Annotated in this window: 9 protein-coding genes and 1 pseudogene; 3 read left to right on the top strand and 7 right to left on the bottom strand. The window is 66.0% G+C overall.

All coding sequences use genetic code 11. The features are described from left to right. Positions 1 to 717: pseudogene (locus ACKAE7_RS03025) on the top strand (ECF transporter S component); the annotation flags it as partial. Positions 718 to 821: 104 nt separating this feature from the next. On the opposite strand, the gene ACKAE7_RS03020 reads toward ACKAE7_RS03025, so the two are convergent. Together ACKAE7_RS03020 and ACKAE7_RS03015 are read right to left on the bottom strand one after the other, a co-directional pair. Then, entirely contained in the window at positions 822 to 3656 is a 2835-nt protein-coding gene (locus ACKAE7_RS03020; protein ID WP_408978484.1) for an FAD-binding and (Fe-S)-binding domain-containing protein, read from the bottom strand. A 1-nt stretch (position 3657) separates the two neighbouring features. Further along, positions 3658 to 5397 (bottom strand): L-lactate permease, encoded by a 1740-nt coding sequence (locus tag ACKAE7_RS03015; RefSeq protein ID WP_408978483.1) that lies wholly within the window; start codon positions 5395 to 5397, stop codon positions 3658 to 3660. A 139-nt stretch (positions 5398 to 5536) separates the two neighbouring features. On the opposite strand from ACKAE7_RS03015, the gene ACKAE7_RS03010 reads away from it, so the two are divergent. Both ACKAE7_RS03010 and ACKAE7_RS03005 read left to right on the top strand, forming a co-directional pair. Further along, positions 5537 to 6229, top strand: coding sequence for a GntR family transcriptional regulator (locus ACKAE7_RS03010; RefSeq protein ID WP_408978482.1), 693 nt, complete (start codon positions 5537 to 5539; stop codon positions 6227 to 6229). A gap of 110 nt (positions 6230 to 6339) precedes the next feature. Further along, positions 6340 to 7164, top strand: a complete 825-nt coding sequence (locus ACKAE7_RS03005; protein WP_408978481.1) for an alpha/beta fold hydrolase — start codon at positions 6340 to 6342, stop codon at positions 7162 to 7164. Positions 7165 to 7187: 23 nt separating this feature from the next. On the opposite strand, the gene ACKAE7_RS03000 is transcribed toward ACKAE7_RS03005, so the two are convergent. From ACKAE7_RS03000 to ACKAE7_RS02980, 5 genes are all read right to left on the bottom strand, one after another. After that, positions 7188 to 8420 (bottom strand): saccharopine dehydrogenase family protein, encoded by a 1233-nt coding sequence (locus tag ACKAE7_RS03000; RefSeq protein ID WP_408978480.1) that lies wholly within the window; start codon positions 8418 to 8420, stop codon positions 7188 to 7190. Positions 8421 to 8511: 91 nt separating this feature from the next. Further along, positions 8512 to 9471 carry a carbohydrate kinase gene (locus tag ACKAE7_RS02995; protein WP_190613834.1) on the bottom strand — a complete coding sequence of 320 codons (960 nt, stop codon included), beginning with the start codon at positions 9469 to 9471 and terminating at the stop codon, positions 8512 to 8514. A 104-nt stretch (positions 9472 to 9575) separates the two neighbouring features. After that, a complete protein-coding gene (locus tag ACKAE7_RS02990) occupies positions 9576 to 10370 on the bottom strand; it encodes an ATP-binding cassette domain-containing protein (RefSeq protein ID WP_190613832.1) in 795 nt (264 codons plus the stop codon). Beyond that, positions 10367 to 11413, bottom strand: coding sequence for an ABC transporter permease (locus tag ACKAE7_RS02985; protein ID WP_190613830.1), 1047 nt, complete (start codon positions 11411 to 11413; stop codon positions 10367 to 10369). The genes ACKAE7_RS02990 and ACKAE7_RS02985 overlap by 4 nt, the downstream gene beginning before the upstream one ends. A 109-nt stretch (positions 11414 to 11522) precedes the next feature. After that, positions 11523 to 12641 (bottom strand): substrate-binding domain-containing protein, encoded by a 1119-nt coding sequence (locus ACKAE7_RS02980; RefSeq protein WP_408978479.1) that lies wholly within the window; start codon positions 12639 to 12641, stop codon positions 11523 to 11525. Between the last annotated feature and the right edge of the window lie 131 nt (positions 12642 to 12772).

Raw genomic sequence — 12772 nt, 5'->3', positions numbered from 1 at the left:
GCCCTCCCCTACGCGGCGCTGGCCATCGCGCCGCTCGCCGTCATCGCCGTCGTCGTGTCCCTGGACGGCTCGGTCCGCTCCGCTCATACGGTGGCGCTGCTCGGCGTCCTGGCAGCGGTCGGTTCGGCGGTGCGGTTGGCGAGCACCGGCGTCGGGGGCGTGGAAGCGGTCTTTATCCTGCTGATCCTGGCGGGCCGGGCGTTCGGTGCCCGGTTCGGCATGCTCCTCGGCGCCGCAACCATCGCCCTCTCAAGTGCCTTGTGGGGCGGCATCGGGCCGTGGACACCGTTCCAGATCTTCGCCTGCGCGTGGGTGGGAGCCGGGGCCGGACTGCTCCCCCGCCGGGTGCGCGGCAAGGCAGAACTGTGGATGCTGTGCGGCTACGGTGCCGTGGCGTCCTACCTGTTCGGCCTGCTGACCAACCTGTGGTTCTGGCCCTTCGCGGTGGGGGCCGGCACCGGCATCTCCTACGAGCCCGGCGCGCCGCTGGCCACCAATCTGAGCAGCTTCCTGCTGTACTCGCTGGTGACGTCGACGGCGGGCTGGGACACCCTGCGAGCCGTCACCACCATCATTGGCATCGTTGTGGTGGGGCGGGCCATTCTCGCCGCATTCCGGCGGGTGAAGCCGGTCTCCAGCGCGGGTGGAAACGCCGGCGGGCGCGCCGCGCAGCAACAATCCGACCCGGCCAGGGACCGGCTGCACCTTAGGGTCTGAGCACACCGGCAGCTCACCCGCACGCTGCGGGAAATGCTGCACCGATATCGCCCTATAAGGGGATTGCACCACGCGAAACCCGGTAGTGAAAACCCGTGCGGGATTCAGCAGCCCCGCGTCACTTCCTCCAGCAGCTCCAGCACGTGCCGGTATTCAGCCCCGGTTGCCCTGGTCATCCCCAGCTCACAGGTGCGGTTGCAGGACGCATGGGCTGACGCGCCCAGCTCCGCGACCTCCTCCCCCTGCTTCCGCGTGGCCGACTCCGTGAGCTCCGGGTGGAGCATGCCCCGGTCCCCCGCGAAGGCGCAGCAGCCCCAGTTCACGGGGACGTCCACCTTCTCCGCCACTGCACCGGCCACCGCATCCAGGGACGCATTGATCCCCATGCGCGTGGACGAGCAGGTGGGGTGCAGTGCCAGCGAATCCAGCTTCTTGTGGTCCGGGAGCCTGGGCAGGATGCGTTCGGCCGCGAAATCCACCGCATCCACAATCCGCAGCGGACGCTGCCCCGCCAGGGGAACATCCGATTCCACGGCCTGGCGCAGGCCCTCCGTGCAGGACGACGCGTCGCAGATGATGGCCAGTTCGCCGTCCCGGGTGGCTTCCCGCAGCGCGGCCAGGGTCTTCTCCTGCATGGTCGCCTGGCCGGCCACCATGCCCTTGGAGGACCAGGGGGTGCCGCAGCACAGGCCATCGATTCCCTGGGGCACCAGCAGGGTGATCCCGGCCCGTTCGCACAGCTGCTCGAAGCTGAACTGGACTCCCGGCCCGGGCGTGCCGGACTGGTCCGCACCAGCCGGCCCGAACATGGTCCCCACGCACGCGGGGAAGTAGACGGCGTCCGGTGCCCGGTCCGGCGTCGGACGTTTCCGCACGGAACCGCCACCCGGCAGCTCCGCCGAGTACAGCGGAACGGTGTCCGTGCCCAGGACCGCCCTGGCGGCCTTGTTGGGCGGGACCAGCGCAGCGGCCGGCAGCTTGTTGACCACGGTGAGCGCGAGCGAAGCGCCGCGGGTCACCCCTTCCCAGTGCTTGGCAGCCGCGTTCCAGGCGCCGTTGGCAACGGAACCGGCGTCGGAACGCCTGATCCGCTTGACCAGGAGCCCCGTGTTGATCTCCACCGGACAGGCCGTTTGGCACATGCCGTCCACGGCGCAGGTCTGCACCGATTCGTAGTCGTAGTCCTTCTCCAGCTGCTCCACGAGTGCCGTGTCCCCGGCCAGGCGCGCGGCCTCGATGGCACGCAGGGTGACGATGCGCTGCCGCGGCGTCAGCGTGAGGTCCTTGCTGGGGCACACCGGCTCGCAGTAGCCGCAGGAAACGCAGCGGTCCACCTCTTCGGCCACCGGCGGCGCGGTTTTGATGTGCCGGAGGTGCGCCTCGGGATCGTCGTCCAGGATGACGCCGGGGTTGAGGATGCCGCGTGGATCGAACAGCTCCTTGATCCTGCGCATCACGCCGTACAGCTCATCCCCGTACTGCCGCCGCACATAGGGCGCCATCACCCGTCCGGTGCCGTGCTCGGCTTTGAGTGAGCCGCCCTCCCCCAGCACCAGGTCCACCATGTCCTCGGTGAACGAGCTGTACCTGTCCAGCTCCTCGGCGGTGGTGAACCCGTCCGTGAGCATGAAGTGGACGTTGCCGTCCTTGGCGTGGCCGAAGATCACGCTGTTGCTGTAGCTGTACTTGTCGAACAGCCCGATGAGGTCCTGGCAGGTGCGGCCGAGCACGGGAACCGGCACCACGATGTCCTCCAGCAGGGCGGTGGTCCCCTGCGGCCGGGCGCCCGCCACCGAGGCGTACAGGCCCTTGCGCAGGTGCCAGAGCCCCGCACGTGCTTTGGCGTCACCCGTGAAGTGGGCTTCGGCGGAGAGGCTCAGCTCCTTGAGGATGCTTTCACCGCCCTGCTGCAGCTCCGCGAGCTGGTCCTGCGCTTCGGCCGAGTATTCAACCAGCAGGGCAGCGTGGTCCCGCACCACCAGGTCACGTACGACGGCGGGAGTCCCCTTCAGCGTCTGGCCCACATTGAGGGACAGCGCGTCCATGAGCTCCACCGTGGCCGCACCGGTGTCCACCAGCGCGGGCAGGGCGGCGTTGGCCGCCTGCAGGTCCGGGAAGACGAGCAGTCCGGTGGCGGCGTGCTGCAGCCGCGGGATGGTGCGGAAGACGGCCTCGGCCACGAAGCCCAGGGTTCCCTCGCTGCCGACGATCAGGTGGGCCATGATGTCTACCGGGCTGCTGAAGTCCAGCAGCGTGTTGAGGCCGTAGCCCATGGTGTTCTTCATGGCGAACTGCTGCCGGATCCTGCGCACGGACTCACTGTTCCCGCGCACCCTGGCCGCGAGTTCCGCCAGCCCCTGGTAAAGCTCCGGCTCCAGCGCGCGCAGCCTGGTGTCCGCGTCCGGGGCGCCGGTGTCAATGACTGTCCCGGACGGGAGCACGACGGTGAGGGACTCGAGCGTGCGGTAGGCGTTGTCCACGGTGCCGCAGTTCATGCCGGACGAGTTGTTCGCCACCACACCGCCGATGGTGCACGCGGCCTCGCTGGCCGGATCGGGCCCGAACTTCCGGCCGTAGGGTGCCAGCCGGGCATTCAGCGCCCGCACCGTGACGCCGGGCTGCACCCGGACGCGCGCACCGCCGTCGAGCACTTCAACGTCCCGGAAATTGCGCCGCACGTCCACCAGCACGCCATCGGTGACGGCCTGTCCGCTGAGGCTGGTTCCGCCGGAGCGGAACGTGAGCGGGACGCCCTGGGCGGCGCTCGCGCGGAGCAGCCCGCCCACATCGGCTGCGCTTCCGGCGGTGACCACGGCCTGCGGGATCAACAGGAAGTGGGAGGCGTCATGGGCGTTTGCGTGCAGGTCGATGGCCCGGGTTTTGACCTGGGCGGGATCGGTGACGGCGGAGCGGAGGGCTGCGAGGTCCAGCGGTGCCATATCAGGGAACCATCCAGCCGAGGACGGGCGTTGACTGCAGGAAGATCAGGACCGTGATGAGGGCCAGGAGGCCCAGGCTCCAGCCGATGAGCTTGCGGAACAGGGTTCCCTCGGCACCGTCAAGACCCACCGCAGCCGAGGCCACGGCCAGGTTCTGCAGGGACAGCATCTTGCCCATCACGCCGGCGGAGGAGTTGGACGCAGCCATCAGCACGGGTGAAAGTCCGGTCTGCTCCGCTGCGGTGGCCTGCATCTGCCCGAACAGCGAGTTGGAGGAGGTGTCCGAGCCGGTGAGTGCCACGCCGATCCAGCCGATCAGCGGCGACAGCAGGGCGAAGAAGCCGCCGGCGGAGGCCAGGGCGAAGCCCAGGGTGGTGGTCTGGCCGGACAGGTTCATCACGAAGGAGAGGCCCAGCACGGCGGTGACGGTGACGATGGTCCAGCGCAGCTGCACCACGGTGTCGCGGTAGATGCGCAGGCCCTGTGATGCACTGATTTTGTAGAGCAGCATGGTGAGCAGGCCGGAGAACAGCAGCAGGGTGCCGGTGGCCTTGAGGTGGTCCAGCTTGAACTTGGTGGCCGCCACCGGCTTGCCGGCCGAGTCCGTGATATCCAGGCCGGGCCAGGCGAACGTGACGCTGCCAACCTGGGTCAGCCAGGCCTTGACGGCAGGGATTTGGGCCACGGAGAACACCGCAATGATGATCAGGTAGGGCGCGATCGCCATCCAGATCTGGCGCGGCTCGGGCCGGGAGTTGTCCGTGGGGATGGCGGGGTCTGCAGGCAGGGCGCTGCCGCCGCTGCCGCGTGCCGCCGTCGTACCTTCCTGTGCCGTACCTTCCTGTGCCGCGGAGCCGCCCGTTCCGCCGGCGCTGACGACGGCGGGGACCGCAGCAGCCTCCACGGCACCGCCCATGCCAACGGTTTCCTTCGGCTGCCAGACCTTCAGCATGAGCAGGACTGCGGCCACGGTGACGACGGCGGCGACGACGTCCGTGAGTTCCACGGCGAAGTAGTTGGAGGTGACGAACTGGGCCAGGCCGAAGGCGGCGCCTGCCACCAGTGCCACGGGCCAGGTCTGCTTGACGCCGCGGCGGCCGTCCACGATGAACACCAGCAGCAGCGGGACGATCAGTGCGATGAACGGCGTCTGGCGTCCGGCCATGGCGGACAGCTCATTCAGCGGCAGGCCGGTGACGCCGTTGAGGGCAATGATGGGTGCCGCCATGGCGCCGAACGCCACGGGAGCCGTGTTGGCCAGCAGCGAGACAATCGCGGACTTCAGGGGTTTCATGCCAGCGGCCATCAGCATGGCGGCGGAGATTGCCACGGGTGCGCCGAAGCCGGCCAGCGACTCAAGCAGCGCACCGAAGCAGAAGGCGATGAGGATGGCCAGGATCCGCAGGTCGTTGGAGATGGAACGGATGGTGCGTCCCAGAACCTCGAACCACGGCGTGGCCACGGTGAGCCGGTAGATCCAGAGCGCGTTCACCAGGATCCACAGGATGGGGAACAGCCCGTAGAAGATGCCGGCTGCCGTGGCGCTCAGGGCCTGGTTGACCGGCATCTGCCAGCCGATGATGGCCAGCACCAGCGACAGGGCCAGGCCGGCCAGGGCGGCGAAAGGCGCTTTGACCTTGAAGACGCCAAGGAGGACGAAAAGCAGGATGAGGGGAAGAGCCGCGCAAAGGGCTGAAATCACGAGGGACCCGGCGATGGGGTCGAGGATCTGCTGAAACATATGTCTCCAGATTGTGTTAGGCGTCACAACACCGTGGCGCCCTTCGATTGTCTAACAAGTACACATGTTGGTCAAGTATCGATGTAGTTCTGTCTGGCAAGATGAAGTAACTCGGAAAGAACCTTGGGAGGGAACGCACGTGCCCGGTCGCATAGCAGCAGTCTCCATCGTGGAGGCGATCGCCGCAGATCTGCGGAGCCGCGTCTTCTCCGGTGAGCTCGGTTCCGGGGAGGCGCTCACCGAGACGGACGTCGCTTCCACCTACGAGGTGGCCCGCCCCACCGCCAAAGCCTCCATTGAAAAGCTCGTGGCCGAAGGGCTGCTGGACAGGGGAACGCACAAGACGGCACGCGTGGTGGACCTGGGCCCGGAGTCGGTCCGGGACATCTACCTGGCCAGGGCCTACCTGGAAAGCGAAGTGCTCCGCCGGCTTGCCTCCGGCCGGACCGTTCCGGCCGGTGCCGTGCAGGCGAACAAGGACATTGCCGCCGTGACGAGCGGTGCGCCGCTGGACGTGGTGGAACCGGACATGAGGTTCCACACCAGCCTGATCGATGCTGTGGGCAATACGCGCATCAGCAAGATGTACCGGTCGCTCGTTGGGGAAGTCCGCCTGTGCATGTCCCGTGTACAGTCGCTGCACCTCCTCGACACCGCCCTGATCCAGGCGGAGCACCAGAGGCTGCTGGAACTGATTGAGGAAGGCCGGGGCGACGAAGCCGCCGGGCTGCTCGACGTCCATTTGGGGCGCGCTCGTGAACGGCTGGTCGCTGCAATGGGTGGCGAGGCCGGACCTGAAGCCCACTCGCCGTCCGACTTGGTAGCCGAGTAAAGAGCCTGGCTATCTCACCACGAAGGTCATAGTGGGAGGATTCCTAGGATTCGCTATTCCCCGTGGATAGTCTGGGACAGGACGCCACCCGACGGAGGGTCAGTGAGGACGTGAGCGAAGCAGTTGCTGCCGTAATCGGCCGGAACAACGTCACCATATCCGGCCGGGATGATGGGCCTGTCATGATGTTTGCCCACGGTTTCGGCTGCGATCAGGCTATGTGGCGGAAGCTGCTGCCCTATTTCGTTGATGATTACCGGCTGGTGCTTCTTGACCATGTGGGTGCAGGACACTCCGACATCAGCGCCTATGACTGGGAGAAGTACGGGTCCCTGAACGGGTACGCGTCGGACCTGCTGGAGATTTGCGCCGCCCTTGACCTTGAGAATGTCATCCTGGTGGGCCACAGTGTCAGCACGATGATCGCCGTGATCGCCGCCGTGCAGGACCCCAACCGTTTCTCCCACCTGGTGCTGCTCGCTCCTTCACCCCGTCACACGGATGACCCGTACGACGGCTACGTGGGCGGCTTTACGCGGGAAGACATCGAGGGCCTGCTGGCATCGCTGGACAGCGACTATTTCGCCTGGGCCGCGGCCTTGGCACCCCTGGTGATGGGCAACCCGCAGGAGCCCGAATTAGCGGAGGACCTGCGTGTCAGCTTCTGCCGGACGAATCCGACCATCGCACGGCACTTCGCCGGGGTAACTTTCTTTTCCGACACCCGCCCTGAACTGACGAAGTTGCGCACCAGCTGCCTGATCCTGCAGTGCTCCGACGATCGGCTTGCCCCGCCGGAAGTGGGCGCCTACCTGCACAAGAATCTGGAACACAGCACCCTGGTGCAGCTCCAGGCCACCGGGCACTGCCCCCACGTCAGCGCCCCGGAGGAAACAGCCCGGGCGATTCTGCACTACCTCAACACCCACTCCTGACAGGTGACCTGCAGGATCTAAGTTCAGGCGAGTTTGGTTACCTGGTAGGTGTGGCCGGCCGCACGGAGTCGCTGTATGAGCACGTTGCCGAGAGCAGTGGCCGGCGTCAGCGACCCTTTCGCGGCCGGCAGCCAGTCACCGTCAAGGGCAAGAGCGAGTGCCGTCTCGCCTGCCATCACGGCGGTGGCGGCATAGCCGGGATCACCGGGGCCGGCAGCAATCGCCTGGTAACGGTGCCCGTCCTCGGTGCGGGCGGTCACCTGGGAGTGGAACCAGCCCGCGCGCTGCGTGCTGGCGCTCGGACCCGCACCCGGTGCCGGAAGAAAGCGGTCGAGCACCTTCCGGGTGGGCGGGAAGGCCATCGCGCCAATGAAGGCCCGGAGCCCGAGTGCCATTGCACTGGCGACGACGGCTCCTGCCGGTCCGGGGGCCACCCCCATCACCTCGCCGTACTGAAGGGAGCGGCCGTAGGCCCAGTCCTGCAATGCGTTGCTGCGGCGCACTATCCGGGTGTTGAACGGGGCCATGATGAACGGCGCGGTCCAGGTGCCGTCATCGGAACGGCGCACAGGACCGGCGTCAGGAGGCTGTGGTGTCGTCGGCTCCAGTGTGCGGTCGGGGCTCAGAGCGTAGGGGTCAGCCGCTAATAACCGCAGGGCGGTGCTAGATCGCATCGCGTCGAGCTGCCCGCGCATCGAATCGAGCGTTCCTCCGCTGATGCCAGCCCTGGCCTTGGCAACGAGCCGGACCTCACCCAAACCGCCAGCGCCGTCGGCTTCTGCCGCCTGATGAAGCAGCAGTACGGCGAGGTCCGACGGCACGGAGTCGTAGCCGCAGGAGTGCACGATCCTGGCCCCGCTCGTGCTGGCCAGAGCGTCATAGCGATCGATCGCCTCCCGGATGAAGGACACCTCGCCCGCGAGGTCGGCGTAGTGGGTACCGGCCCGTGCGCAGGCCTCGACGACGGGTAGTCCGTGTTTCGCGTATGGACCGACCGTTGTGAAGAGCACGCGTGTGCCCGCGGCCAGGGCGGCGATTGAGTCCGCGTCCCCCGAGTCGGCTTCGATGAGGGCCCACCCGTGCGCGGCGGCCGGCAACTGCGACCGAACCGCCGCGAGTTTGGACCTCGACCGGCCCGCGAGTCCGACCCGCATACCGGCCGGTGCATGCTCCGCGACGTAGGCGGCGATCAGGCGGCCAACGAAACCCGTCGCTCCGTAGAGAACGAGGTCATGTTCCCGAGATGAGTTGTCCATGACTGCAGCCTTTCACAGCGGCAACTCCACGCTGGCCTACGGCTGCTTGCCTTGGTCCGCAGAACATCCGGAAGGGCCCTGGTGACGTGTGTCAGGCACCTGCGTATTGAGCGGGGTTGTTGGCTTCGACTGCCGCGTTTAGTTCCTCGAGAGTCGGTGGGTTCGCTCCCGGGCGCTGCACGGTGATGGCCGCGGCTGCAGCTGCGGTGTGTCCCAGCTGCTCCAGGACAGCCGGGGCGAAGCCTCCGGTTCCTCGGGTGAGGAAGCCCAGGATCAGGGCTGACATGTAGGAGTCCCCGGCGCCGATGGTGTCTGCAACTGTCGTTTTCACGGCAGGGATGCTGATGTTGGTGTCGCCGGAGGTGAATTGTGAACCTTCGGCGCCCCTGGTAATGACGGTCAACCGGGTGCCCAGGCCGAGGATGTGTGCTGCCGTTTCGTCCAGGCTTTTCCGGGGGTACAGCCACTGGGCGTCCTCATCACTGAGTTTGACCACGTCCGTGAAGGCCACGAGGTCTTCGAAAATGGCTTTCGCTTCCGTGTGGCTGCCGAGCAGGGCCGGCCGGATGTTGGGGTCGTAGGTGATCATGCAGTGTCGGTGGGCCTGTTCGAGCAGGGCTTTTACGGCACTGGCGCCTGGGCTAAGGAACGTGGCGATGGACCCCGTGTGCAGGATTTTGGGGAAGTACGCGGGCGGCGTGGCGGCCAGGTCCCAGGAGATATCAAACTCGTAGGTGGCGGAGCCGTCCGGTGCGAGGGTTGCTGTCGCCGACGGCGTCCGGGTGAGCGATTTTGAGCCCGGCAGAAGTGTGACTCCTGCGCTGCGGAGATGGTTTTCGATGGCTGTTCCCCGGGCATCCGGGGCGATGGCCGTGAGCAGGCCTGTGGTGACTCCGAGGCGGCCGAGTCCGTAGGCGACGTTCGCCGGTGAGCCGCCTGGGTGTTCCACCTGGCCGTGTGAGGTTGTGACCACGTCGGTCAGCGCTTCGCCTACGACAGTGACGTCAAGCGTCGGGTGAGCGTCCGGCCGGGCTGTTGTGAGGTAATCCATGGTCTGTCTCTCGTGGGGAGCTGATGGTTGGGGGGGTGTTCAAGCGACGTCAGTCCGCGGACCGGTAACCCGGTGCGCGGACTGACGGAGGGGCAGCAGTTTGGTTATGCGGTGGCCGCACCGGTCATGATCGCAACTGCTTCGGTCATGTTGTGGGATTGCGGGGTGATGGTGGCGGCGCATTTGCCGAGCCGCTGGATGTGGATGCGGTCTGCGACGTCAAAGACGTGGGGCATGTTGTGGCTGATGAGGATGACCGGCAGGCCGCGGTCGCGGAGGTCCCGGACCAGCTGCAGGACCTGGTTGGATTCGCGCACTCCAAGGGCCGCCGTCGGCTCATCGAGCACAACAACTTTGGAGCCGAATGCTGCGGCACGGGCAACGGCGACAGCCTGGCGCTGACCGCCGGAGAGGTTCTCGACCGGCACGGTAACGTCCTGGAGTGTGGAGATGCCGAGCCGTGTGAGCTCGTCCTTGGCTTTGCGGCGCATCCCTTTGGTGTCCAGGACGCGGAAGATTTTGCCCAACGGCCCTGGGAGCCGCTCTTCCCGCCCGAGGAACAGGTTCGAGGCCACGTCAAGTGCCGGCGAGACCGCGAGGTTCTGGTACACGGTCTCGATCCCGTGGGCGCGGGCGTCCTGCGGCCGTTTGAAATGCACTGGCTGCCCTGAGACGAAGAGCTCACCGGAATCGGGGACTTCTGCTCCAGTGAGGCATTTGATCAGGGTTGATTTGCCTGCGCCGTTGTCGCCGATGACTGCCAGGACTTCGCCTGGGTACAGGTCCAGGCTGACGCCGTCCAGGCCGACAACGCGGCCGAAGGTCTTGACCAGGTTCCTGGCCTTCAGGATGGGTTCCCGGGTGGCGGTGTTGGGGGCTGCTGATTCTGTCATGGTCATGACTTGACCTTTCGGATCCACTGGTCGATGGACACAGCGAGGATGATCAGGACGCCCACCGCGAGGGTCTGGTACAGGACGTCCAGGCCTGCAAGGGAGAGTCCGTTGCGGAAGACGCCGACGATCAGGGCGCCGAGGAGTGTTCCCCAGACGGAGCCTCGGCCGCCGAAGAGGCTGGTTCCGCCGATGACGACGGCGGTGATGGAGTCCAGGTTCAAGTCCACACCGGCGTTGGGGCTGGCTGCGTTGGTGCGGCCGATCTGGATCCAGGCGCCGATGGCCAGGACGGCGCCGGCGGCGAGGTAGACGCTCATGAGGACTTTGTTCACGGCAATGCCGGCCAGGCGGGCGGCTTCCTTGTCATCACCGACGGCGTAGACGTGCCGGCCCCAGGCGGTTTTGCCCAGGATGAAGGCGACGGCGACGTAGAGCAGGAGCATCACCACGACACCTGTTGAGATGCGTACCGGCCCTACGGGGAAGGTGCTGCCGGTCCAGGTCAGCAGGTCCGGCATGGCCGAGCCGCGCACGGTCGCCCCGTTCGAATAGAGCAGTGTCAGGGCGATGAAGATGTTCAGCGTGCCCAGGGTAACGATGAAGGGTGGGAGCCGGAACCTGGTGACCAGGAATCCGTTCAAGGCTCCTGCCGCGAGTCCGACGACGAGGCCTGCGAACAGGGCAACGGGGGCGGGCAGTCCGTTATTGACGGCGAGCTGGGCCACGACCATGGAGGAGAGGATCATGACGGCGCCGACGGACAGGTCGATGCCGGCCGTGAGGATGATGAGTGTCTGGGCGATGGCCAGGGTGCCGACGACTGAGACCTGCTGGGTAATCAGTGAGAGGTTTTCGACCCGCAGGAATCTGTCATTAAGCAAACCGAACACAACCACCGCGATGAGAAGTACAAGGGCGGGGCTGACGGCGGGGTAACGGTGGAGGATGTTCCGGATGCGGCTGAGCGGGGTCTGGCGGTCAAGGAATTCCTCCGCCAGGTCGGCATGCCCGGCGCTGGGCGGGCCGGCGGTCTGTTGCTGGGTCACGGTTGGTCCTGATCTTTGGTGATGGTTGCTGGCGTTTTAGCTAACGCTGAATTTGGTGTTCCGGGGAGGCCGGATCGGAGCCCGGCCTCCCCGGACGAAAGGCGGGGTTCTACTTACCCCAGCAGATCTCGGAGGCTTCGGTGGTGGTGATGCTCTTGATGCCGTCAGCCGGCTTGTCGGTGACGAGTTCAACACCGGTGTTGTAGAAGTCAAGACCCGGTGAGTTGGCAGGCTTTTCACCGGACTTGGCCAGATCCACGATTGCCTTGACGCTGAGTTCGGCCATCTTCACGGGGTACTGCTGGGCCGTGGCACCGATGACGCCGGCCTTGACGTTGTCCACGCCGGTGCAGCCGCCGTCAATTGAAACGACCAGCACGTCTTTGTCCTTGCCGGCGGACTTCAGGGCCTCGAAGGCTCCCGCTGCCGCAGGTTCGTTGATGGTGTAGACGACGTTAATGTCGGGGTTGCTCGACAGGAGGGTTTCCATGGCCGTCCGGCCACCGTCTTCGGCACCCTGGGAGGCTTGGTTGCCGACGATCTCGTATTCCCCGCCCTTGCCGCCGGTGTACTTTCCGGTCTTGGACTCATCACCGTTCTTCTTGGGATCGGCAGTATCGATGCCGAGCCCGGTCAGGAAGCCCTGGTCGCGGTTGTAGTCCACGGAGACGACCTTGTCATCGAAGAGGTCCACGAGGGCGATCGTGGCCTTCTTGCCGTCCAGCTGCGCTGCCGTCCACTTGCCGATCAGTTCGCCGGCGGCGAAGTTGTCGGTGGCGAACGTAATGTCTGCGGCGTCGGCGGGGTCCGGCGGGGTGTCCAAAGCGATAACGAACAGGCCGGCGTCCCGGGCTTTCTGCAGCGCGTCGACCACGGAGGGGCCGTTCGGCGTGATCAGGATGCCTTTGTCGCCCTTGGAAATGGCGTTTTCGATGGCCTGGATCTGGGTATCTTCGTCGCCGTCAGCCTTGCCGGCGGCCAGCTTGAGGTCCACTCCGCCAGTCTCGGCGGCCTTCTTTGCCCCATCCTGCATCGACACAAAGAACGGGTTTGTCGTGGTCTTGACGATCAGGGAGACACCGACTTTTTCATCTGACGCCCCTTCGCTGGCACCTGGTGCGGTGGAACTTCCTCCACAGGCCGAAAGGCTGAGCGTTCCCAAGGTAAGGGCCGCTCCTGCCGCAAAGATGCGGGTGGACGTTGCAAGGTGGGACTTGGAACTCAACATTGAATCTCCTGGTGTTTGAGGCCTCCATGGCCTCGACAACGATGTCATACCGAGGTAAGCAGGATCACACGCTAGAGTCAATAGGAAAAGAACGCGAAGGAGCTACTTTCTTGACAACGATGTCTGATCGT

The organism is Pseudarthrobacter sp. NKDBFgelt, from assembly GCF_046097905.1.
Lineage (GTDB): Bacteria > Actinomycetota > Actinomycetes > Actinomycetales > Micrococcaceae > Arthrobacter > Arthrobacter polychromogenes.
This window is presented reverse-complemented; position numbering and strand designations above follow the sequence as displayed.

Excerpts from the sequence above, each read along its gene's own strand:
- ACKAE7_RS02980 (WP_408978479.1), bottom strand. The coding sequence starts at position 12,641 with ATGTTGAGTTCCAAGTCCCACCTTGCAACGTCCACCCGCATCTTTGCG.
- ACKAE7_RS03015 (WP_408978483.1), bottom strand. The coding sequence starts at position 5,397 with ATGTTTCAGCAGATCCTCGACCCCATCGCCGGGTCCCTCGTGATTTCA.
- ACKAE7_RS02995 (WP_190613834.1), bottom strand. The coding sequence starts at position 9,471 with ATGGATTACCTCACAACAGCCCGGCCGGACGCTCACCCGACGCTTGAC.
- ACKAE7_RS02990 (WP_190613832.1), bottom strand. The coding sequence starts at position 10,370 with ATGACCATGACAGAATCAGCAGCCCCCAACACCGCCACCCGGGAACCC.
- ACKAE7_RS03000 (WP_408978480.1), bottom strand. The coding sequence starts at position 8,420 with ATGGACAACTCATCTCGGGAACATGACCTCGTTCTCTACGGAGCGACG.
- ACKAE7_RS03020 (WP_408978484.1), bottom strand. The coding sequence starts at position 3,656 with ATGGCACCGCTGGACCTCGCAGCCCTCCGCTCCGCCGTCACCGATCCC.